Source organism: Streptomyces sp. NPDC006602 (assembly GCF_042870385.1).
GTDB lineage: Bacteria > Actinomycetota > Actinomycetes > Streptomycetales > Streptomycetaceae > Streptomyces.
Genome location: NZ_JBIAHG010000014.1, coordinates 81,105 through 103,011, shown reverse-complemented (window position 1 = coordinate 103,011; position 21,907 = coordinate 81,105). Strand labels below are relative to the sequence as shown.

21 protein-coding genes and 1 pseudogene are annotated in these 21,907 nt (G+C 71.8%); 11 read left to right on the top strand and 11 right to left on the bottom strand.

Translation table 11 applies throughout. From position 1 onward, the window contains the following. Positions 1–124 precede the first annotated feature (124 nt). Positions 125–1,342, bottom strand: coding sequence for a flavin-containing monooxygenase (locus ACFYO2_RS30070; RefSeq protein ID WP_388355299.1), 1,218 nt, complete (start codon positions 1,340–1,342; stop codon positions 125–127). Positions 1,343–1,614: 272 nt separating this feature from the next. On the opposite strand from ACFYO2_RS30070, the pseudogene ACFYO2_RS30065 reads away from it, so the two are divergent. After that, positions 1,615–1,906, top strand: a pseudogene (locus ACFYO2_RS30065) (IS200/IS605 family accessory protein TnpB-related protein); the annotation flags it as partial. Here the strand turns inward: ACFYO2_RS30065 and ACFYO2_RS30060 are convergent. Next, positions 1,903–2,052, bottom strand: a complete 150-nt coding sequence (locus ACFYO2_RS30060) for a hypothetical protein (RefSeq protein WP_388355297.1) — start codon at positions 2,050–2,052, stop codon at positions 1,903–1,905. The pseudogene ACFYO2_RS30065 and the gene ACFYO2_RS30060 overlap by 4 nt on opposite strands. A gap of 184 nt (positions 2,053–2,236) precedes the next feature. On the opposite strand from ACFYO2_RS30060, the gene ACFYO2_RS30055 reads away from it, so the two are divergent. The 4 genes from ACFYO2_RS30055 (at position 2,237) to ACFYO2_RS30040 (ending at position 4,797) form a co-directional block, all read left to right on the top strand. Then, positions 2,237–2,686, top strand: a complete 450-nt coding sequence (locus tag ACFYO2_RS30055; RefSeq protein WP_388355295.1) for a DoxX family protein — start codon at positions 2,237–2,239, stop codon at positions 2,684–2,686. Further along, a complete protein-coding gene (locus ACFYO2_RS30050; protein WP_388355293.1) occupies positions 2,683–3,075 on the top strand; it encodes a Zn-ribbon domain-containing OB-fold protein in 393 nt (130 codons plus the stop codon). The genes ACFYO2_RS30055 and ACFYO2_RS30050 overlap by 4 nt, the downstream gene beginning before the upstream one ends. Positions 3,076–3,175: 100 nt before the next feature. Then, positions 3,176–3,775, top strand: a complete 600-nt coding sequence (locus tag ACFYO2_RS30045) for a GNAT family N-acetyltransferase (protein ID WP_388355292.1) — start codon at positions 3,176–3,178, stop codon at positions 3,773–3,775. Between the two features lie 98 nt (positions 3,776–3,873). Then, entirely contained in the window at positions 3,874–4,797 is a 924-nt protein-coding gene (locus tag ACFYO2_RS30040) for a GNAT family N-acetyltransferase (protein ID WP_388355290.1), read from the top strand. Between the two features lie 90 nt (positions 4,798–4,887). Here ACFYO2_RS30040 and ACFYO2_RS30035 read toward each other — a convergent pair whose 3' ends face one another. The 3 genes from ACFYO2_RS30035 to ACFYO2_RS30025 all read right to left on the bottom strand — a co-directional run bounded on the left by ACFYO2_RS30035 (position 4,888) and on the right by ACFYO2_RS30025 (position 7,334). Next, positions 4,888–5,553 (bottom strand): pyridoxal 5'-phosphate synthase, encoded by a 666-nt coding sequence (locus ACFYO2_RS30035; protein ID WP_388355288.1) that lies wholly within the window; start codon positions 5,551–5,553, stop codon positions 4,888–4,890. Positions 5,554–5,610: 57 nt separating this feature from the next. Beyond that, the gene (locus ACFYO2_RS30030; RefSeq protein ID WP_388355286.1) at positions 5,611–6,036 is read right to left on the bottom strand and encodes a pyridoxamine 5'-phosphate oxidase family protein; all 426 of its coding nucleotides are present in this window, start codon (positions 6,034–6,036) and stop codon (positions 5,611–5,613) included. A 119-nt stretch (positions 6,037–6,155) separates the two neighbouring features. Continuing rightward, positions 6,156–7,334, bottom strand: a complete 1,179-nt coding sequence (locus ACFYO2_RS30025) for an acetyl-CoA acetyltransferase (RefSeq protein WP_388355284.1) — start codon at positions 7,332–7,334, stop codon at positions 6,156–6,158. A gap of 150 nt (positions 7,335–7,484) precedes the next feature. On the opposite strand from ACFYO2_RS30025, the gene ACFYO2_RS30020 reads away from it, so the two are divergent. Beyond that, entirely contained in the window at positions 7,485–8,669 is a 1,185-nt protein-coding gene (locus tag ACFYO2_RS30020; protein WP_388355282.1) for an acyl-CoA dehydrogenase family protein, read from the top strand. After that, entirely contained in the window at positions 8,666–9,148 is a 483-nt protein-coding gene (locus ACFYO2_RS30015; RefSeq protein ID WP_388355280.1) for a nitroreductase family deazaflavin-dependent oxidoreductase, read from the top strand. The genes ACFYO2_RS30020 and ACFYO2_RS30015 overlap by 4 nt, the downstream gene beginning before the upstream one ends. A gap of 100 nt (positions 9,149–9,248) precedes the next feature. Here the strand turns inward: ACFYO2_RS30015 and ACFYO2_RS30010 are convergent, their stop codons facing one another. Continuing rightward, a complete protein-coding gene (locus ACFYO2_RS30010) occupies positions 9,249–9,884 on the bottom strand; it encodes a TetR family transcriptional regulator (RefSeq protein WP_388355441.1) in 636 nt (211 codons plus the stop codon). 134 nt (positions 9,885–10,018) lie between these two features. Between ACFYO2_RS30010 and ACFYO2_RS30005 the strand changes: the two genes are divergently transcribed. The 3 genes from ACFYO2_RS30005 (at position 10,019) to ACFYO2_RS29995 (ending at position 14,083) form a co-directional block, all read left to right on the top strand. Then, a complete protein-coding gene (locus ACFYO2_RS30005; protein ID WP_388355278.1) occupies positions 10,019–10,756 on the top strand; it encodes a VOC family protein in 738 nt (245 codons plus the stop codon). Positions 10,757–11,074: 318 nt separating this feature from the next. After that, a complete protein-coding gene (locus tag ACFYO2_RS30000) occupies positions 11,075–13,432 on the top strand; it encodes a PQQ-binding-like beta-propeller repeat protein (RefSeq protein ID WP_388355276.1) in 2,358 nt (785 codons plus the stop codon). Positions 13,433–13,546: 114 nt separating this feature from the next. Further along, positions 13,547–14,083: a hypothetical protein gene (locus ACFYO2_RS29995; RefSeq protein ID WP_388355275.1), complete on the top strand. Its 537-nt coding sequence runs from the start codon at positions 13,547–13,549 to the stop codon at positions 14,081–14,083. A gap of 12 nt (positions 14,084–14,095) precedes the next feature. Here the strand turns inward: ACFYO2_RS29995 and ACFYO2_RS29990 are convergent, their stop codons facing one another. Genes ACFYO2_RS29990 through ACFYO2_RS29980 form a run of 3 tightly spaced genes read right to left on the bottom strand, consistent with a single transcriptional unit; the run spans position 14,096 to position 16,493 of the window. Continuing rightward, complete coding sequence (locus tag ACFYO2_RS29990; protein ID WP_388355273.1) at positions 14,096–14,887, bottom strand: enoyl-CoA hydratase/isomerase family protein; 792 nt, start codon at positions 14,885–14,887, stop codon at positions 14,096–14,098. Next, the gene (locus tag ACFYO2_RS29985) at positions 14,866–15,285 is read right to left on the bottom strand and encodes a Zn-ribbon domain-containing OB-fold protein (RefSeq protein WP_388355272.1); all 420 of its coding nucleotides are present in this window, start codon (positions 15,283–15,285) and stop codon (positions 14,866–14,868) included. The genes ACFYO2_RS29990 and ACFYO2_RS29985 overlap by 22 nt, the downstream gene beginning before the upstream one ends. Before the next feature lie 14 nt (positions 15,286–15,299). Continuing rightward, positions 15,300–16,493 (bottom strand): lipid-transfer protein, encoded by a 1,194-nt coding sequence (locus ACFYO2_RS29980; protein WP_388355270.1) that lies wholly within the window; start codon positions 16,491–16,493, stop codon positions 15,300–15,302. Between the two features lie 104 nt (positions 16,494–16,597). On the opposite strand from ACFYO2_RS29980, the gene ACFYO2_RS29975 reads away from it, so the two are divergent. Beyond that, on the top strand, positions 16,598–18,196 hold the full coding sequence (locus tag ACFYO2_RS29975; protein WP_388355268.1) for a FadD3 family acyl-CoA ligase: 1,599 nt from the start codon (positions 16,598–16,600) through the stop codon (positions 18,194–18,196). Between the two features lie 121 nt (positions 18,197–18,317). On the opposite strand, the gene ACFYO2_RS29970 is transcribed toward ACFYO2_RS29975, so the two are convergent. Further along, positions 18,318–18,518 carry a hypothetical protein gene (locus ACFYO2_RS29970; protein ID WP_388355267.1) on the bottom strand — a complete coding sequence of 67 codons (201 nt, stop codon included), beginning with the start codon at positions 18,516–18,518 and terminating at the stop codon, positions 18,318–18,320. A 221-nt stretch (positions 18,519–18,739) separates the two neighbouring features. Then, complete coding sequence (locus ACFYO2_RS29965) at positions 18,740–21,838, bottom strand: BTAD domain-containing putative transcriptional regulator (RefSeq protein ID WP_388355265.1); 3,099 nt, start codon at positions 21,836–21,838, stop codon at positions 18,740–18,742. Positions 21,839–21,907 lie beyond the last annotated feature (69 nt).

Here is a 21,907-nt window from a genome sequence, read left to right as displayed (position 1 = left end):
GAGCAGGGCTCACATTCTGGTCACGTGCGTCACATGCGTGGCGAGAAACGACCCTCCCGGCGCATACGCGCGGCACATCTGATCCATACGCAACAGGCGGTGTACGTAAGCGAGTTGACGTTTTCTACGTCACCGGGAGACGGGACACCCGTCCTGCCCCGTCCTTGGCGATGGCCTTCGCGATCTTCTGCGCGTCGATGGCCAGCTCGCGGAGCATGCCGCTGATGGGGTTGGTGAAGCCGGTGAAATAGAGGCCGGGCGCGTTCTCGGGTGTGCGGGCGCCGTGCACGACCGGCTTGCCGCGGGCGTCCAGCACGTCGAGGTGGCCGACCAGGCTTGCCAGCGCGCGGGCGTATCCGGTGGCGGCGATCACGGTGTCCGGCTCGATGCGGGTGCCGTCGGCGAGGGCGACCTTGCCGTCCTCGAAGCCCTCGACGGCGGCCACGACCTCGACCGTGCCCTTGCGGACGGCATCGATCAGGCCGACGTCCTGGACAGGGATCGAGCCTTCGTTGACGCGGGAGTAGAGGCCGGTGTCGGGGCGGGGCAGGCCGTGGGCGGAGAGGTCGGGCACGCTGAGCTTGCCCACCGGCCCCGCGAGCCGGTCGACGAGGGACACCGGCAGGCGCCGTACGAGTACGCCCGTGTACTGGGCGGCCCAGCCGGCGGTGGAGCGGCGCAGGATGTGCGGGGCGGTGCGGACGGACAGCCGTACCCGGGAGGCGCCGCCCTCCACCAGGTCGACGGCGATCTCGGCGCCGGTGTTGCCGATGCCGACGACGAGGACGTCGCGGCCGGCGTAGGGCTCGGGGTTGCGGTAGCCGCCGGCGTGCAGGAGCTCGCCCTTGTAGGTGTCGCGTCCCGGCCAGTCGGGCACGTGGGGCGTGTGGTTGTAGCCGGTGGCGACGACCACCGCGGCGCCGGTCAGCTCCCGGCCGCCGGTGGCGTGCAGCAGCCAGCCGGTGCCGTCGGGGGCGCGCTCGATCCGGGAGACCTCGACGCCGGTGACGATCTCCAGCTCGTGGTGCTCGGCGTACTTCTCCAGGTACCGCACGACGTTGTCCCGGGAGACCCAGCGCCCGAACTGGCGCGGCATCGCGAGGCCGGGCAGGCCCGAAAGGCGGCGGGTGGTGTGCAGGTGCAGCCGGTCGTAGTGGCCTCGCCAGGACGTCCCGACGCGGTCGGACTTCTCCAGGACGACGGCGCGCAGGCCCTGGGCCCGCAGGCTGTACGCGGCGGCGAGTCCGCCCGGGCCGCCGCCGATGACGTACACGGGGCGGTCTGCGTGGTTCGGCTCCGTGGGGTGCGCGGAGGCGGGAGGGGACGCTGTGGAGTCGGCCATGTGCGCGAGCGTAATGACGTCCAGGGTTGATGGGTCTCGGTCAAGACCGGAATTGGTTGCGGATTGATCACGACTGTAGGAGGGATGGGTGGGGCCTGTGACGTAGGGCGTCTGGTTGTGGTGGCGGGGTGCGATACGGACATCACAGAGGCACCACCCACACAGGCACCGCAAAGGCCACGGCGCCGAGCCCGCATGGTGCGGAGGGGCTCGGCGCCGTGGGGCGGCGGCCGGCGTCTGACGGGAAACCGGAGCCGCGTTCAGGGGGTTGGCACGATGCGGCGAGCATCGCGGTCGGGCGACGCGCCCTCGGGCATCCGATCAGGCGACGGACGGCACCGCCCCACCCCGACCAGAGCGATCGTGGTGGGCATCGGACCGTCCAGGCCCGACCGGACACCCGCAGGCGTGAGGAAACCCGCCCCCACATTCCCGGACCACGCACCAGATGTGCGCCGCCCGGTAGTGGAGCGAAAGCGGGGGACCAGCCTGCCCAGCACCGTTCGGGGCAGCGCCACCGAGCAGCAGTCCTGGCAACAGGACTCGCTCCCGCTCAGTGTTTAGGAACGGTCCGAGGAGGAGGAGCCGGCCGAGCTGTCGGACTCGGTGGAGGCCTGTGCGCTGAGCGCGATGCCGCCGACCGCGGCGACCCCGGCGGTGGCGCCGATCGCCATGACCACATTCCTGCGCTTGACTGCCCTGTGCTTCACGATCTGGACTCCTCGGGACGCTTCGGCCTCGGTGCTTGCGTCAGTGAACGTATTTAAGCGCCAGCAATATTGCCAACAATTCCGGCGGATTCATCGGGGACCCATAGCTTCAGGGCGAGCGCACAGCTCCCTCACATGTGACGCGGGGTTCACGGAGGTCCGCATCTGACGTACCGTCAGGTCCATGGACACGTTCTGGCTCACCGGAGCGCAGTGGCTGGCCGTGCTGCGCATAGGGCTCGGGCTGTGGTGGCTGGAGAGCTGGCGACACAAGGACAAGAAGACCTGGTTCGAGGGAGCCGGGATCACCTGGGCCGCGGACGTGGCGGCCAAGCACCGGTGGAACGCGGTGCGCAGCGGCTTCGACGTCGTCGTCACGCCGCGCCCGAGGACCATGGCGTACGTCGTCGTCTACGCGGAACTCGCCCTCGGCCTCGGCCTGATCCTCGGGTTCCTGACCCCTGTCGCCCTGGTCGGCGGACTGCTGCTCAACCTGCTCTACCTCGTGCTGATGATCCACGACTGGGCCGAGCAGGGGCAGAACTCGATGATGGCGTTGATCTCGGTGGTGGCGTTGTTCGGGATGTCCTGGCAGACGTGGTCGCTCGACAGCGCGCTGGGCTTCTTCCGATGAGTACGCGTTTCGACGTCCCCGAAGCGGACGCCTTCACCCGCACGTACTGGGACGCGGCGGCGCAGGGGCGGCTGCTGATCCGGCGCTGCGGGGCGTGCGCGCGGCCCCACCACTACCCGCGCGAGTTCTGCCCGCACTGCTGGAGCGAGGACGTGCGCTGGGAGCGGGCGAGCGGCCGCGCCGCGCTCTACACATGGTCCGTCGTCCACCGCAACGACCTGCCGCCCTTCGCCGGGCGCACACCGTACGTCGCCGCGGTCGTCGACCTCGCCGAGGGGCCGCGGATGATGACAGAGGTCGTGGAGTGCGACCCTGACCGGCTGCGGGCCGGGATGGAGCTGGAGGTCGCCTTCCGGGAGGGGCTGCCGGTTTTCCGGGCGGGCGGGTGAGGGCGGGGGCTTCGCGGGTTCCGGTCGCTGTGGTCGCTCCGGTCGCTCCGGTCAGGGAAACCGGCTTCTGCAGGCGCGGCCGACCGGTTTCAATGGCTCGATGACCCACGTCGACGACCAGCACCTCGCCCGTCCCTTCCCCGACCTGCACGCCCCCGGCATACGCCTGCGCGCCTGGGACCCCAGGTCCGAAGCCGATGTCGCGGCCTGGCTGCGCGGCACGACCGACCCCGAGTTCCGGCGCTGGAACACGCCGCTCAGGCCGGTCACCGATCTCGACGGTGCCCGCGAAACGCTGCGTTCCAAGGCGGTCCAGGCGGTCGAGGGGACCTCGGCGTCGTACTGCGTGACGGACGCCGACACCGGTACGCAACTGGGCCACATCGGCGTCAACGCGATTGAGCAGGACCTGCGCCTCGCCCGCGTTGGCTACTGGGTCCTCCCCGAGGCCCGCGGCCGCCACGTCGCCACCAGCGCCCTCGCCCTCACCGCCCGCTGGGCCTTCACCGACCTCGGCCTCCACCGCCTCGAACTCGGTCACGCTCTCGGCCACGGCGCCTCCTGCCGGGTCGCCGAACGCTGCGGGTTCCGTTACGAGGGCACGCTGCGGGGTGCGATGTTCGAGGCGGACCGGAAGGACGCCTTCCGGGACGTACACCTGCACGCACGACTGGCGACGGACCCGGACCCGGAGCTGTAGCCCGAGCCGGAGCTCCAGCCCGAGCCGGAGCTGTCGCACCCGTCCTGATCGCCGAAAAATCACGGGAGTTGTCAGTCGGTCGGCGGGATCATGAAGGCATGCGCCCCGACGACCGACCCCGCGCCGAAGCCGACCGACCCCGCGCCGCAGGCACCTGGCACCGCACCGAAGACCTTGACGCCTACCTCGCCCGCGCCGGAGACTTCCTGCGCTCCCGGCCCGCCCTGCACACCCTCGCCCTGACGGTGACCGAGGGACTCCGCACCCGCGGCCCGCACACCTACGGCGAAGGGCAGCCCGTCTTCGGTCTGCTGGAACGGGAGGGGACGATACGGGCGGCCTACTTCCAGACACCGCCCCGCCTGCTGCAGCTCACCGGCCTCACCGCCGAGGAGGCCGACTCCCTCGCCGCCCACCTGGCCGAGGTCGGCCGACCGCTCCCCGGAGTCGGCGCGGACCGCGAGAGTGCCGCCGCCTTCGCCGAGGCGTGGCGAGCGCGCACGGGAGCCGATGTCACCCTCCAGGAGCGCAAACGGCTGTACAGGCTAGGTACGTTGACCGTGCCCGAGTCGGTCCCGAAGGGCCGGGCGCGGGTCGCCGCGGAACCGGACCGAGCCCAACTCGTACGGTGGCACGACGAGTTCGCCGCGGCGGTCGGTGAGGGCGCCGCCGGGAACTCCGGCGACTGGGCCGACGCCCGCATCGCCTACGGAGGCGTCACCTTCTGGGAGACCCCGGACGGCACCCCCGTCTCCATGGCCGGCGTGACCCCGACGGTCGCCGGCCAGGTCCGGGTCGCCCCCGTCTACACCCCGGCCCACCTGCGCGGACGCGGTTACGCAGGTGCCGTCACCGCCGAGGTCAGCCGGGCGGCGCGGGTCGCGGGCGCGGACGAGGTGCTGCTGTTCACGGACCTGGCCAATCCGACCAGCAACGCGCTGTACCAGCGCATCGGTTACCGGCCGGTGGCCGACTTCGCGGTGTACGGCTTCTCGGATCAGGCCCGTGAGCCCTCGGAGTAGGCCAGTCGAGATCGCGGAGTCGGCCAGTCGGGTTCACGGAGGCCAGTCAGGCTCTCGGAGAAGGCCCGTCGGGCTCTCGGAGGAGACTCGTCAGGGCCAGAGCAGCCCCCGTGCCCAGCCACCCTCCCCGCGCCGGTACACCAGCCGGACGTGCTGCCGTCGCGCATCCCCCTGGAAGAACTCCACCTCGTCGGGCCGTAGCCGGTAGAGCGTCCAGGTCGGGACGGGGGCGTCCGGGTCCTCCTGGGCCCGGTCCCAGGCGGCCCCCGAGGCGCGGGCGAGTTCGTCGAGGGAATCGAGGGGCTCGCTCTGCCGCCCGGTGAGGGCAGCCGCCAGCGCCCCCGTCGAGCGGGCATGCAGATCCGCCTGCCCCTCCTCGGACGGGGCGGCCGTGACCGGTCCCCGTACCCGCACCTGACGGCCCAGGACCGGCCAGTAGAAGGCGAGGGCGGCGCACGGACGGGCGGCCAGCTGGGCGCCCTTCGTGCTGGTCACGTGGGTCGCGAAGGACCAGCCGTCCGGGTCGGCACCGTGCAGCATCACGATCCGTACGTCCGGCCGGCCCTCCTCGTCCGACGTCGCGAGGGACATGGTGTGCGGCTCGGTCTGCCCGGCCGCCACCGCCTCCGCGAACCACGTGGTGAACAGGGGGAGTGGGGCGTCGGGGGCGGTGGTCGGGTCGAAGGGCGGTAGTGAGGTGACCTCCGGGTCCCACACCCGCAGTGACCTCAGCAGTTCGTGAAGATCCGTTCCCATGCGCCGATTGTCACTCGCGCCCCCGCGTCCGCGTCAGGCGCCCCGCGCCCCCGCGCCTCAGACCGTACCTAGGTCCGACGACACCCACCGCTCGGGCCGCATCCGGATCACGACCTGCTCGCCGTGCTCCTTCCAGGCGGTGTCGACGTACCCGTCCACCTTGTCGGCCGGGAGGTAGCGCGCGGAGATCTCCCGGAGTTGCTCGAAGGTGGCGGGGACGGTGTCGATGACCGGCCCCTCGACGGACACGTACCGGATGGTGGGTTCCAGCCGGTCGACCATCAGCGTGAAGCGGCCCGCGGCCCGGATCAGTTCGTTCTTGCGGGAGTCCAGCCCCGTCATGATCCACACGGTGCCGTCGGACTCGTACTGGTACCAGATCGGCACCGTCAGCGGGCCGCGCCCCGCTCCCGCGTCCACCGCGAGTGCGGCGATGTGCGGCTCGGCCAGGAACTTCTCACGCTCTTCGCGGGTCAGGGCCATGCGGTCTCCTCCAGCGGCTCGGGCGTCATCGTCCTCTTCTACGACCGAACACCGACCGTGGGGAGCTCTGTTCCCGCCCCTTGAGCAACCGCCGCTACCGCCCGACCGCCGCAACCGTCCTACAGACGCGTCCGCCCCAGCACGACAGTCCCCGAGGAGCAGAACCACCCGCCCGTCCCCGAGGCCACCGCCAGCTCCGGCAGTCGCCCCCCGTCCTTGCGCACCTGGCGGCCCTCCGCCTCCCCCCGCAACTGCCGTACCGCCTCCACCAGCAGGAAGAGCCCCCGCATGCCGGGGTGCTGGGCGGACAGCCCGCCCCCGTCCGTGTTCACCGGCAGCTCCCCGCCCTCGACCCTCAGCCGCCCCTTCTCGACGAACGCCCCGCCCTCGCCCTTGCCGCAGAAGCCAAGGTCCTCCAGCGTCACCAACGTCATGTAGGTGAACGCGTCGTAGATCTCCGCGAAGTCGATGTCCTCGGGCCGGACTCCCGCCCGTTCGAAGGCGATCCGCCCGCTCACCGCGGCCGGGGACACGGTGAAGTCGGGCCACTCGGACATGGCCGCGTGGGAGACGTGCTCGCCGCTGCCGAGGATCCACACCGGTGCCGTACGGCAGTCCGGTACGTACTCCTCGGCTGCGAGCAGCACCGCCGCCCCGCCGTCGGACCGTAGGCAGCAGTGGAGTTTGGTGAAGGGGTCCGCGATCACCGGGCCGGACAGGACGTCGTCGACGGTGATCGGGTCGCGGAACATCGCCTCGGTGTTGAGGGCGGCGTTGGCGCGTGTCTGGACCGCCACCTCCGCCAACTGCTCGATCGTCGTGCCGTGTTCGATCATGTGACGACGGGCCGCCATGGCGTACTTGGCGATCAGCGTATGGCCGTACGGGACCTCGAACTGGAGGGGGCCGCGTGAGCCGAAGGACAGGTTCCCCGTGCGGCGGCCCGCCCTGATGTCCGCGCGGGCCGTCGAGCCGTACGCGAGCAGTACCGCGTTCGCGTGGCCGGCGGCGATCGCGTCCGCCGCGTGCGCCGCCATGACCTCCCACGTCGAGCCGCCCACTGACGTCGAGTCGACCCAGGTGGGACGCAGGCCCAGGTACTCGGCGACCTCCACCGGCGCGAGGGTGCCGGTGCCGGCCGACGCGAAGCCGTCGACCACCTCCCTGCCGAGCCCCGCGTCCGCGAGGGCCCGGCGGGCCGCCTGGGCGTGCAGGGCGTACGGGGTCACGTCGTCCACGCGGCCGCAGTCGGAGAGGGAGACACCGACGATCGCGACGTTCCGGGAGCCCGTCCTCATGAACCCGTCCTCATGAACCCGACCCGTTCCTCCATAAACCTGACGGTACATCAGATGGAGCGGTCTACGGCAAGTGTCACGGGGCTGGGCATCCCACCCTCGCGGCCCTAACATGACGGCCCGTCAGATCCGGATGAACGGGGGCGACCCATGGACGCCGGTTTCACCGCCGAGCAGGACGAGATCCGCCGTACCCTCCGGGAGTTGCTGCGCAAGCGGTGCGGTCCGGCCGAGCTGAGGGCCGCCGTCGACACTCCCGCGGGGCACGACTCCGCCCTGTGGACCGCCCTCGCCGTACAGCTCGGTCTGCCCGGCCTCGCCCTCCCCGAGGCCTACGGCGGCGTCGGCTGCTCGGTGACCGAACTCGCCCTCGCCTGCGAGGAGACGGGCCGCTTCCTCGCCCCCTCGCCCCTGCTCGCCACCGCCGCCCTCACTGCCCCGCTTCTGCTGGCCCTCGGTACGGACGCCCAGCGGGCCGAGCTGCTCCCGCGGATCGCCGACGGCTCCCTCACCGCCGCCCTCGCCGTACCCGGCACCCACCTCGCCACCGCCCTCACCCTCACCGGCGACAACGACGGCGCCTGGGCGGGCGGCGGCCGGGCCGGGGGCGTGCAGGCCAGGCGGGCGGGGGACGTCTGGCGTCTTTACGGCCAGACCGACCAGGTGCTCGACGGGCACAGCGCGCGGCTGCTGCTGGTCGCCGCCCACGCGGGCGGGTTCGCGCGCTCACGGACGCTGCTCTTCCTCGTGCGCGGGGACGCGGACGGCCTCGTGCGGACCCGGCAGACCGCGCTCGACGTGACCCGGCCGCAGGCCCGCCTCCAACTACGGGACACTGAGGCCGAGTTGCTGGGAGGCGAGGAGGCGGACGTGCTCACCGCGCTCGCCGCCCTCGGCGACAGCGCCGCCGCCGTCCTCGCGGGCGAGGCCGTCGGGGCCGCCGACCAGGTGCTGGGCCTGACCGTCGGGTACGTGCGGCAGCGCGAGCAGTTCGGGCGTCCGATCGGGTCCTTCCAGGCGGTGAAGCACCGGCTCGCCGACGTGTACGTACAGGTGCAGGCGGCGCGCTCCGCGGCGTACTACGCGGCCTGGGCGGCCACGCACGGACAGCGAGTCGGCGGGCTCGCCCTCGCACAGGCCCTGGAGGCCCTGCGCTCCGCCGCCGCCGAGGGGATACAGCTGCACGGCGGCATCGGTTTCACCTGGGAACACGAGGCTCACTTGTACTTCAAGCGCGCCTGTGGCGACGAGCTGCTGTTCGGGCCGGTGCACCGGCTGCGAGCGCACGCCGCCGGCGCTGCGCACCTTTTCGAGAGCGCGGAGGTGACGGTGTGATCGGCGAGCGAGTGGTCCAGAAGGTGTCGTCGACGCGGGGCTTCGCCAAGATCGCGCCCCATGTGATCCCCGCGCTCGACCGCGCCCTGCACCGGCTGACCCGCGGAAGGTTCCTGCTCAGCGCCCAGCTGCTGCCGGGCGTGATCCTCACCTCGACCGGCGCGAGAAGCGGCCTGCCCCGGCGTACGCCGCTGGCCTGCATGCCGGAGGCGGGCACGGGGTCGGCCGGCGAGAGCTGGATCCTGATCGGCTCCAACTTCGGCCGGACCGGTCACCCCGCCTGGACCGCCAACCTCCTCGCCCATCCGGACGCCACGGTCAGCTGGAAGGGGCAGGACATCCCCGTCACGGCCCGGCTGCTGGAGGACGAGGAGCGGGCGGCCGCCTGGAAGGCGGTGCTGGCCTTCTGGCCGCCGTACGCGACGTACCAGGCACGGGTGGAGCGGGAGATACGGCTCTTCAGGATCGTACGGAAGTAGGTACTCGCCGCAGCGTCGCACGCACAGCGGCAGGCGGTAGTCCACCTGAGTGAACTACCGCCTGGCAGACAGGACTTGGGAACGGTGCAAAAGGCGTGCGTTACTTCGTCGGCTTCTTCCCGGTCACGCCCAGGTACACCAACAGAGCGAGGTTCGGCTTGAGTTCGGCCGGCTTCACGCCCCATGTCTGGAACCCCTTCTGGTGCGAGGCGACGGCCGCGAGCATCGCGACGATCGAGCCCGCCACGGCAGCCGGGTTCACGTCCTTGTCCACCCTGCCCTTGGACTGCAGTTCGGCGACCGTGTCGGAGAGGGAGTTGTTCACGGAGTTCAAGATCTTCATGCGGAGTTTGTAGAACCGTTTGTCGCCCTCGGCGGCCCCGAGGTCGACGACCCTGAGGATCGCGTCGTTGCGGCGCCAGAAGTCGAGGAAGCCGTCCACGAGTTCCTGCGCGGTCTGCCAGCCGGCCTTGCCGACCCAGGAGCGGCCGACAACCAGCTCGGTCAACTCGGCGCCCTCGGCGGCCATTTGCTCGGCGATCTGCAGGACGGCGCCTTCGACGTCCGGGAAGTACTGGTAGAAGGTCGCGGGTGAAGTACCCGCCTTCCGGGCGACATCGATGACTTTGACGTCCCGGTAGGGGGAGGAGCTGAGCATCTCGCTGAGGCAGTCGAGCAGCTTCTGCCGGGTCGCCTGCCCACGCCGGCCGGCCACGCGGCCGTCGACGGTACGCACTTGTCCTGTCATGACGTCAGCTTACCGACGGGTGATCGGAGCGCTATTCGGCCGACTGCAAATGGGGTGCCAGTGCGAGGAGCGGCTGGTGTGCCTGGTCTGCGCGGTGCGCGCGTCGCCGTTACTTTGGCGACATGGCCGAAAACAGGGCATCCGGGTACGGAGAGGACGTCTACGGAGAGGGCGTCCCCTGCTGGGTGGACGCACAGCTCCCCGACGTCGAGGCGGGGAAGCGGTTCTACGGTGAGCTTTTCGGCTGGACCTTCGAGGAGGCTTACGGCGGATCCACGTGGGCCCTGAGGGACGGCGAACCCGTCGCCGCGCTCGCCCGCAAGGCGGACGGCCGTATGCCCACCGTCTGGACGGTGTACTTCGCCACCCCGGACGTCGAGGGGCTCGCCGACCGGGTCTGGGCGGCCGGCGGGCAGGTCGTCACCGCGCCCCTGCCGGTCGGTGACCTGGGCACGGCCGCGCTGGTCGCCGACCCCGAGGGTGCCGTCTTCGGCCTCTGGGAGCCTGGCACGCACCGCGGTTTCGGCAGACGGCACGAGCCGGGCACCTTCGTCTGGGCCGAGCTGTACACCCGGGACACCGAGACCGCCAACACCTTCTACGGCGGCCTCTTCCACGAGGCCCTGTTCGGGCCGGACGCCCACCCCGACTTCGGCCGCGCACCCGTCTCCGCCGTCTTCCCGGCGGAGATGCCGCCCCACTTCCTCGTCCACTTCGCGGTGGAGGACTGCGCGGCCGCCCTCGGGACGGTGAACCGACTGGGCGGACGCGTCCAGGCGCCGCCCTTCGAGACTTCGTACGGGCGGGTGGCCGTGGTCACCGACAATCAGGGGGCGTCGTTCGCGCTGCTGGAGCGATAGAGCCCAGTGCTGGAGCGATAAGAGCACCAGTGTCGGAGCGATAAAGGCCAGTGTCGGAGCGATAAAGGCCAGTGCCGGAGGGACGAACCGCACCGCGGGAGTGGTGAAGCGCGCTGCCGGAGCCGCAGAGTCTGCTGCCGGAGCGACAGGGAAGCCTGCTTTGATGTGAGACACCCCATTTGTTTCCGGGTTCGCAACCAGCGCCCCGGCCAGGAAGAATCGGGGTGCGTGCCGCCATGGCGGTGCGGTGGTGAGACGCTGCACGGGGTCGCGTACATATGTGGAATGACGTGGCCCGTACGGGGAGGTGGCAGGCAAGTGGTGGATCAGCTGACGCAGCACGATCCGCGGCGCATCGGGCCGTTCGAGGTGCTGGGACGGCTGGGTGCCGGCGGCATGGGGCTGGTCTATCTCGCGCGCTCGGCTTCCGGCCGGCGCGTGGCGATCAAGACCGTCCGTACGGAGCTCGCCGAGGACCAGCTCTTCCGGGTCCGTTTCACCCGTGAGGTGGAGGCGGCCCGGGCGGTCTCGGGGTTCTATACGGCGGCCGTGGTCGATGCCGATCCGCGGGCGGCGGTGCCGTGGCTGGCCACCGCGTACGTCCCCGCCCCCTCGCTCGAGGAGATAGTGAACGAGTGCGGGCCGATGCCGGCCCAGGCGGTGCGCTGGCTGGCGGCGGGTGTCGCGGAGGCGCTGCAGTCGATCCACGGCGCCGGGCTGGTCCACCGTGACCTGAAACCGTCGAACGTGTTGGTGGTCGAGGACGGCCCCCGGGTCATCGACTTCGGTATCGCGTCCGGCGTCTCGAACACACGTTTGACGATGACGAACGTCGCCGTGGGCACCCCCGCCTACATGTCCCCCGAACAGGCCAAGGACTCCCGCAGCGTCACGGGCGCGAGCGACGTCTTCTCGCTCGGCTCCATGCTGGTCTTCGCCGCCACGGGCCACCCGCCCTTCCACGGCGCCAACCCCGTCGAGACCGTCTTCATGCTGCTGCGCGAGGGCCCGGACCTCGAAGGCCTCCCGGACGAGCTGCGCCCCCTCATCGAGTCCTGTATGCAGATGGAGGCCACGGCCCGCCCCAACCCGGCCGACCTCCAGGCCCAGCTCGCCCCCCACCTGTTCGGCTCCGGCTCCGACGACAGCGGTACGGCGTCGGCGTGGCTGCCCGAGCGGGCGGTGGCCCTCATAGAGGCGCGGCGCGGCGGACGGCCGCCGGTGCAGCCGACGCAGAGCGGCGGACGAAGCGGAGGCGGACGGGTCGCTCCCCTCCCGCCCCAACCCTCCCGCGACCCCGTGTTCCCGGGGCCCGTGCCGGGCCCGGTATCCGTCGGCGCCGCCCCCGACACCGGCCCCGTGCGCCTCGCCGGCGCCCAGGTGCCCATCGGGCCCGGCCCGCGCGTCGCCGACGCCCGCGCCGCCGCCGTCAAGGCGCCCCCTCCCGAGGCCGGCCTGGTCGCCTCCTGGTCCAAGCCCCGCCCCGGCGTCAACGGCGCCGACCCCGCCGTGACCGCCGCGCCTCCCGTACCGCCGGAGACCGCGACCGGCTGGCGTCCCTGGCGCTTCCGCATGTCGAACGACGTCTGGGGCACCCCCTCCGTCGCCGGCGACCTCGTCTACGTCACCTCCTTCGAGGTGCACGCCCTGGACGTGGCCACCGGCCGCCGGCGCTTCAAGACCAGGGACGTGGCCTGGTCGATGGCGGTCGCGGACGGCCGTATCCACGCCTCCGACGGGCCCACCCTCTTCGCCCTCGACGCCCGCGAGGGCGGTGACCTGTGGCGGCTGTCCACGGACGCCTGGGTGTACTCCCTCAAGGCCGACCGCGGCACCGTGATCACCGGGACGCGCGGCGGCGGCGTCCAGGCCTGGGAGGCATCCGGCGGCCAGAAGCTGTGGGAGCTCAGCGGCTGCCAGACCGACTTCGAGTCCCCGGAGGCCGGACCCACCCTGCACGAGGGCACGGTCTACGTCTGGCACGACGGCCGCCTGCGCGCCCTGGACGCCCGCACGGGCGAGGAGCGCTGGTCGTACCCCATCGGCGACATGGCCTCCTGCGGCGGCGTGCCGGTCCGGGTGGCCCAGGCGCACGACGGCAACGTCTACGTCTGTGCAGGCACCCGGGTCCTCGCGCTCGACGCGGCGAGCGGCCACGTCCGCTGGCACTTCGAGGCCCCGGCCGTCTTCCTCTGCCCGCCCACCTTCGTACCCGGCCCCGCGGTCACCGGCGGTGGCGTGTACCTGGTGGACTACCTCGGCACGGTCTACGCCCTCGACGCCACCGACGGCCGCGACCGCTGGCGCATCGCCACCGAGGCCCGGTCCTCCGTCGACTCCGTGCTGGTGGCCGGCGGGCACGTCCACGTCGGCAGCGGCAAAGGGCTCTACACACTTGACGCGGTCACCGGCACGCCCAAGTGGCGCTTCCAGGCGGGCGGCGACATCGTCGGCGCCCCCGCGGTCGCCGAGGGCCGTATCCACTTCGGCTCGACGGACCACCTGCTCTACACGCTCAAGGCCGACGACGGCCGCCTGCGCTGGAAGCTGGCGACGGGTGGCGAGATCACCGGCTCCCCGGTCGTGAAGGACGGCGTCGTGTACGCGTGCAGCAAGGACCGGTGCGTGTACGCGCTGGACGCGGAGAAGGGGACGGGAACGGCCAGGACCGGCTGACGCGGCTGCGATCCCGGTCGTTCACCCTGGTCGTTCACCCCGGTCGCTACGCCGGGTACGCGACCACCACCAGGCGGTGACATGACCGTGACAGGCGTTGCGTAGAGTGACGGCATGCATCTACGGGGACGCAGGCTCAAGTTCACAGCGGTGGCGGCACTGGTGGTGCTGTCGCTCACCGGATTCTCTTCGGGGCGCGGTCATGGCCACAAGAGTGACAGCAGCGGCGGAGGCGGCTGCAGCAGTTCCAGCCAGAACCACGACAGTTCGTCGTCGACGACGTCCGGGGGCAGCACCTACCACGACTACGACGATGACGACTACGACACCAACGGCAGCGGAAGCGGCTCCGGTGGCGCCACGGCGACGGCGACGACGCTGCAGGACGCCGAGGTGGAGCTGATCAGCTGTGCCACCGGGAAGACCCCGTACGCGACGGTCAGTGTCACCAACCCGAACGACAGCCCGGGCACCTTCACCGTCGACCTCGCCTTCCTGGACAAGCAGGGCGACCAGGTCGTCCTGCGCAGCAAGCAGGCGTACGTGTCGACGCGCAGCACGGCCAAGGTGAAGGTGAACGTGGACGACGCCGGTCTCCTGTCCCGCATCGACCACTGCGAGGTCGACCTGTACGCCCCGCCGGTGTCCTGACGGGCGTACGGCTCACCGCACACGGAACCCGTCGCGCCGCCGGGCGGCGAACAACCCGGCCTGGCGGTCGGCGGGCAGATTCCCCAGCGAGACGAGATGCGGCGCCTGCGCGAACCCTTGCGCACGCGCCGCCTCCTTCGCCGACCACAGCGCACGGACCGTCCCCTGGGTGGCCTCGGCCGGATACCCGGCGATGACGGCGGCGCAGGCGGTCGCCGCCTCCAACGCCCCGCCCTCTTGGGTGAGTTCGGAGACCAGCCCGATGTCGTGGGCCCGCCGCGCGGAGATCCGCTCCGCCGTGCCCATCAGCACCATCCGCGCGACCTCCCCGAACGGCATCCGCTGCGCCATCAGCACCGACTCGTACGCGCTGACCATGCCGTACGTGGTGTGCGGATCGAAGAAGGTCGCGGTCGTGCCCGCGACGACGAACTCGGCCTCCCCGAGCAGATAGAAGGCGCCCCCGCACGCCATCCCCTCCACGGCCGCGACGACCGGCTTCCACAGGTCGTTGGCCTTCGGCCCGACCGTGAGCAGCGGATCGTCCTGCATGTACGGCGAGTCCGGCTGCGGCACCACGGCGTCCCGGTCGATCCCGGTGCAGAACGCCCGCCCCCCGGCCCCGGTGAGGACAACGGCCCGCACGGAGTCGTCGAACCTCAACTCCCGCCAGCACTTCTTGAGTTCCGCGACCATGCCGAGGTCGATGGCGTTGAGTCGGTCCGGCCGGTCGAGGGTGACGACGGCGACGCCGCTGTCCTTGTCGGTGCTGACGCGCAGGCTCACGGCCGCTCCAGCACCCATTGCGGGAGCCCGGTCGTCTCGTCGTACCCGAAACAGGCCCTGGCGCCGATCCGAATGCCGTGCGGATCGAGGGAGTTGAGAGGCGCCCCGACCTCGCTGACCAGGTTGCCGACGAGCCGTATGTGCGGCGCCTCGTAGAGCTCGACGACGATGACGTTGTACGGCGCCAGCGCCGCGTAGTCCGGCAGGAGCGGGGGATGCGGAACGACGTACGACCAGACGCGGCCCCGCCCGGACATCGCCCGCCATTCACTCGCGAAGGACTGGCAGTGCGGACAGCACGGCCGGGGCGGGAAGCGGAGCTCGCCGCAGTCGGCGCAGGCCTGGATGCGCAGCTCGCCCCGGGCGGCGTACTCCCAGAAGGGGGCGCCGTCGGGGTCGGTGACGGGGGTCAGCATGGCGGCTCCATGGGTCAGTTCCTCAGCAGCAGGGCGGAGGTGGGGACACCCTCGCCCGCGGTGACGAGACAGGTGGCGGCGCCCGGGACCTGTGCCGTGCTGGTCCCCCGGAGCTGCTTCACGCCCTCGTTGATGAGGTTGAAGCCGTGGACATACGCCTCGGAGAGCCCGCCGCCCCCGGTGTTGAGCGGTAGCCGCCCGCCGGTCTCCAGGGCGCCTCCCTCCGTGAAGGCCCCGCCCTCGCCGCGGTCACAGAAGCCGTAGCCCTCAAGGGAGAGGGGGACGAGGGCCGTGAACGCGTCGTAGATCTGGGCGACGTCCACGTCCTGCGGCGTGAAGTCGGCGTGTTTCCACAGGTGCCGGGCGGCGGTCCAGGCGGGGCCGGTGAGGGGGTCGTCGTTCCAGTAGTTGACCATGCCGTGGTGCTGGGCGGGCAGTCCTTGGGCGGCGGAGTGGATGTACACGGGTCTGCGGCGGCAGTCCCGGGCCCGCTCCCGGCTGACGATCACGCAGGCCAGCGCCCCGTCCGTCTCCAGGCAGTTGTCGAAGAGGCAGAGGGGCTCGCTGATCCAGCGGGAGGTCATGTACATCTCGCGGGTGAGGGGGCGGTCGTACATGATCGCGTCGGGGTTCTGGTTGGCCCTGTTCCGGCAGGCGAGGGCGACGTTGAAGAGGTGGTCGCGGGTGGCGCCGTACTCGTGCAGGTAGCGGCGGGCGAGCATGGCGATCTCGTCGACGGGCCGGAGCAGGCCGAAGGGCCGGGTCCACTGGGCCGGGGTGGGCAGTTGGACGGCGGTGTTCTTCCAGGGCCGGGGCCCCGAGCCCCGCTTCCGCGACCGCCAGGCGACCCCCACCGTCGCCTGCCCGGTGGCGATGGCGGCGGCGAGATGGGCGACGGTGGCGCAGGAACCGCCGCCGCCGTACCCGATCCTGCCGAAGAAGGTGAGGTCACCGAAGCCGACGGCCTTCGCCAGCTCGACCTCGTCGGTCTCCTCCATCGTGTACGAGGCGAGGGCGTCGACCTCGCCGGGCGCGATCCCCGCGTCGTCGAGAGCGGCGAGAACGGCCCGGCAGGCGAGGGTCTTCTCGTCCTCGGGGAGATGCTTCGCGAAGGGTGTCTGACCGATGCCGACGATGGCGGTGGCGTCCTTGATTCCCGCTGATCCCACCGCTCCTGCTGATCCCGCTGATCCCGCTGCTCCGGCCATGCTGGGCGCTACCTCCGCACGCTCGCTGGGCGGCTGACAGACCGTCAGACTACAGCTAATCTGACGGGTAGTCAGCTAGTGGGACCCTGGAGAGGCGGCCTGCCGTGCGCGGTGACGTGGAGTGGCGCAGCATTCCGGGACTGGTCGGGTGGGCGGCCGAACGGTACGCGGACGTCGAGGCGGTGGTGGACGGCCGCACCCGGATCACCTACTGCGAGTTGGGCGCCCGTGTGGAGCGCGCGGCGGCGGCGTGCATCGCGAACGGCGTCGCGGCCGGCGACCGGGTCGGGATCTGGGCCCCGAACACCGTCGACTGGATCGTCTCCGCCCTCGGCGCGGTCTCGGCGGGGGCGGTGCTGGTGCCGCTGAACACCCGCTTCAAGGGGACGGAAGCGGCGGACGTACTGCAACGCAGCGGCGCGCGGCTGCTGTTCGTGACGGGGACGTTCCTGGGGACGTCGTACCTGGCCTCGCTGAGGAGGGCGGCGGGGGAGGGGACGGGCGACGGAGTGCTGCCGGGGTTGCCGGCCCTCAGGCAGGTGGTCGTCCTGTCCGACGACGCACCCGCCGACTTCCGCACCTGGAAGGACTTCCTGGCGAGCGGGGACGCGGTGGAGGACGCGGAGGTACGGGCGCGGGCCTCGGCGATACCCGGCTCGGCGCCCTCGGACATCATCTACACCTCCGGTACGACGGGCCGCCCCAAGGGCGCCGTGATCACCCACGCGCAGACCCTGCGTGCGTACGAGGTGTGGAGCGACCTGGCGGGCCTCCGGCAGGGCGACCGCTACCTGATCGTGAACCCCTTCTTCCACACCTTCGGCTACAAGGCCGGGGTGGTTGCCTGCCTGATGCGGGGCGCGACGATGATTCCCCAACCGGTCTTCAACGTCGACACGGTGCTGGCCAACATCGCGGCGGAGCGGGTGTCGGTGCTGCCGGGCCCGCCTACCCTGCACCAGTCGCTGCTGGACCATCCGGCGAGGGACGCGCACGACCTCCTTGCCCTGCGCCTGGTGGTGACGGGCGCGGCGGTGGTGCCGTTGCGGCTGGTGGAGCGGCTGCGGGGGGAGTTGGGTGTCGGGACGGTCCTCACGGCGTACGGCCTCTCGGAGGCGAGCGGCATCGTCACGATGTGCCGCCGCGGCGACGACCCCTCGGTGATCGCATCGACGTCGGGCCGCCCGATACCGGGCACGGAGGTGCGCGTGGTGGACGCCGGGGGCCGCGCGGTGGAGCCCGGCGTCCCCGGCGAGGTCCTGGTCCGCGGCTTCAACGTCATGCGGGGCTACTACGAGGACGAGGCGGCCACGGCCGAGGTGCTGGGGCCGGACGGCTGGCTGCGCACGGGTGACGTGGGTGTACTGGACGGCGCCGGCAATCTCCGCATCACCGACCGCCTCAAGGACATGTTCATCGTCGGCGGCTTCAACGCCTACCCGGCGGAGATCGAGCAGCTGCTCGGCCTCCACCCGGACGTGGCCGACGTCGCGGTGATCGGGGTCCCGGATCCCCGGCTGGGGGAGGTCGGCAAGGCGTACGTGGTCCGCCGCCCGGGCTCCGTGCTGACGGGCGACGACCTGATCGCCTGGGCCCGGCGCGAGATGGCCAACTACAAGGTGCCGAGGTCGGTGGAGTTCTTGGCGGAGCTGCCCCGGAATGCCGGGGGGAAGGTGGTGAAGAGGGAGTTGCGGGGGCGGTAGGCGTCGAGCGGGGTCGGCTCGGTCACGGAAAGCCCTGAGGCGGATGCCGCACACGCATCGACCGCGGCGGCTTCCCCTCCGCGCCGCCGCGGTCGATCCCCCGTGTGGGAAGAAGGTCTGGTCAGACCGGCTCGTCCGTGGCGTGGACGTTGTCCGTCGACGCCTCGCCCGTGTCGTCACCGGTCAGCTTGAGCGGCTCGGTGGTGGCATGCACGTTCTTGGTCGTGAGCGGCTCGCTGGTGGCGTGGACGTTGTCCGTCGTGGCGTCGCCGGTCGGCTCGTCCGTGGCGTGGACGTTGTCGGTGCTGTTCTCGTCGGTCATGTCGCTGACTCCCCTGACAGTGTTCTGCGATGGACTGAGAGATCCGCCCGGCAACTCCCCCGAGGGTTGCCGGACGGATCCGCTGGGCCGGTTCACCCTAAGAGGTCCGGCCTCTCGTCGCTCCGCCTGCCCCCCGACGCGACGGCTCGACACGGTTGAGAGTGCCGGGCGGCGATAAACGAATGATGAACGCGTCTCTCCCGGCGGGCGGGGCGCCCGTCTCAGGCGACGGCCGTGGGCTGCAGCAGGCTTCTGACCTCGGCCGCCTCCGGCGAGCCCAGCGCCTCGAAGATGTCGATGGCTTCGCGCCAGCACACCTGGGCCCGGTCGATCTGACCGATCCCGTTGAGCGCCCGCCCCAGCACCGTGAGGACGTTTCCACGTCGCCATTCCCCGCCGATCCCCCGCAGCAGGGTCAGCGCCGTCTCGGCGTTGACCGCGGCCTGGGCCGGGCGTCGCGCGGCGAGGTCGAGTTCGGCGAGGCGGAACAGGGTCATGCCCTCCCACAGGCGCTGGCGGCTGTCCCGGAACACCCGCAGGGCCTCGTGCAGGCACTCGGTCGCCTCGGACAGCTTCCCGCTCTGGGTGAGGGCGAGACCCAGCGCGTACCGGCCGTTGGCTCCCCTCAGGGCGTGCCCCATGTCGTCGTACATCGCCGCGCCCTGCTGGGCCATCGCCACCGCGGTCTGGGTCCGTCCGGTGGCCAGATGGATGCGCGAGAGGTTGCAGAGGGCGCTGGCCTCACCCGGTCGGTCACCGACGGTCCGGAAACTCTCGATGGCGCGGGTGAAGTGCTCCTCACCCTCCTGGTGCCGGTTCTGGTACAGCGCGACCACACCGCTGATGTTGGACGACCAGCAGCCCGTGAGCGGATCGTCGGCCTCCCGGGCCAGTTTCGTGGCTCGCTCGGCCTCCTGGAGGGCCACGTCGAACCTGCTGCCGGAGATGTGGTGGACGAAGGCCAGTGTGGTCAGTGCTCGTCCCTCCGTGCGGGGATCCCCGGCCTCCCGTGCCGCGTTCCGCAGGAGTTCCGCAACCGCTTCGTACTCCTTGGAGTTGGCACCCGACTCGGCCAGGTCGACCGCCGCCCACAGGACGTCGACGGCGCGTCGCAAGGTTCCGCGCCGTGAGGACTGACGTACGCACGCGAGAAGCGACACCGCCTCGGCGTACAGCCAGTCCTGGGCCGCGTGCCGGTCCGAGAAGGCCAGCCCCGGGTAGTCCGTGGGCTCCAGGTGATCCACGAGCCGGTCCTCGGGCCGTTCTATCAGGTAGACCCCCGCCACGGTGGCCAAGTAGAAGTCCAGCAACCGGGAAAGCGCCGCCTCCCGCTCACTGGGCGGCCACTCGTCCCTCTCCGCACAGGCACGCGCGTAGAGCCGGACCAGATCGTGGTAGCGGTAGCGGCCCGGCGCCGCCGATTCCAGCAGCGACGTGTCGACGAGGGACTCCAGCAGGTCCTCCGTCTGCTCCGCCGGCAGGTCCAGGACCGCTGCGGCCGCGGCGAGCGAGATGTCCGGTCCGTCCGCCAGGCCGAGCAGCCGGAACGCGCGGGCCTGGGCGGGCTCCAGGGCTCCGTAGCCGAGTTCGAAGGTGGCCTTCACCGCGAGGTCGCCGGCCTGCAGTTCGTCGAGGCGGCGGCGTTCGTCGGCCAGCTTGGCCGCGAGGACCGAGACGGTCCAGGTGCGGCGGGCTGCCAGGCGGGAGGCGGCGATGCGGATCGCCAGGGGAAGGAAGCCGCAGGCCGCCACGACGTCCAGGGCGGCCTCGCGCTCGGAACGCACCCGCTCCTCGCCGACGATCTTCGTGAACAGTTGCAGTGCTTCGTCCGGGGACATGACGTCCAGGTCCACCAGGTGGGCCCCCGCCAGGTCGACCATCCGGACCCGGGAGGTGATCAGGGCCGCGCAGCCCTCCGTGCCGGGGAGCAGGGGGCGTACCTGGGCGGCGTCGCGGGCGTTGTCGAGCAGCACGAGCACCCGGCGGCCGTCCAGTACCGAGCGGTAGAGCGCCGCCCGTTCCTCCAGGGAGTCGGGGATGGCGGAGTCGGCGGTGCCCAGGGCCCGCAGGAAGGAGCCCAGGACCGTCTCCGGCTCCGCCGCCCTCGTGCCGGCGCCCTGGAGATCGACGTAGAGCTGGCCGTCGGGGAAGGCGCTTCGCGCCTGGTGGGCCACGTGGACCGCCAGGGTCGTCTTGCCGACCCCGCCGATTCCGGCCAGGGCCGAGACCGCCATGACGCGGCCCTCGGCGGATGCCAGCACGTCGCCGAGCTCGGACACGAAGGCGGACCGGCCGGTGAAGTCCGCGACGGTCGCCGGGAGTTGGGCGGGGCGGACCGGCACGGCGGACGGCTCGGCCTGCGGGGCCGACGGTTCCGCCAGGCCGGGGTCCGCCTGCAGGATGCGGTGCTGGAGTTCCCTGAGGCCGGGGCGGGGGTCCACGCCGAGTTCGTTGGTCAGCAGGCGGCGGGTGTCCGCGTAGACCGCGAGGGCCTCCGCCTGGCGTCCGCTGCGGTACAGCGCGAGCATGAGCAGTTCGCGCAGGCGCTCCCGCAGGGGGTGTGCCGCCGTCAGGGCCGTCAGCTCGGAGACCGCCTCCGCGTGGCAGCCCTGCTCGAGGTCCATGTCCAGGCGGGACTCGAGCAGTTGGAGGCGCCATTCCTCCAGGCGCACCCGTTGCGCCTCCGCGTACGGGCCCGGCACGCCGGCCAGCGCCTCGCCGTCCCAGAGGGCCAGGGCCCGGCCCAGGGCGTCACGGGCATGGCACAGGTCGCCGGACGACCGGGCCTTGTCCGCCTCCGCCGCCAGGTCCTGGACGACGGAGAGGTCCAGGGCGCCCTCGCGCAGGCCACGCACCGCGTACCCACCCGACTCGCTGACCAGGACACCGGGGTCCAGCACCTTCCGGAGCCGGGAGGCGTACGTCCGCAGCGCCGCCAGCGCCTGCGAGGGCGGCTCCTCGCCCCACAGGGCGTCGATCAGCTCGGCGGCGGTGGCCGTACGGCCCTCGCGGAGCAACAGGGCCGCCAGGAGGGCGCGTTGCTGGGGCGAACCGGTGCTCAGCGACTCCTCGCCACGCCAGGCACGCACTGGACCGAGCACGCCGAAGCGCAGCGCCACGGCCGCCTCGCCGGACCCGGCCCCCAGGCCCCCCACGCCCCCCTCGTCAGCCCCGGGCGCAACGGATCCCGGAGTCACGGTCGCCGTTCCGGCCCGGCGCGTGTCCGTTCCCAGCACCACCGCCTCCTCCTCGGAGAACCCGGGGCGCCCCCTCTGCTCCGGTACACGCGGTACCTCCGGCACTCGCGGTACACCGTCCATCGCCGTCGTCCCCCTAGATGTCCTGAGCCACCCCGCCAGTTTGCCTTGTTCATGGCAGATGCGTCAGCT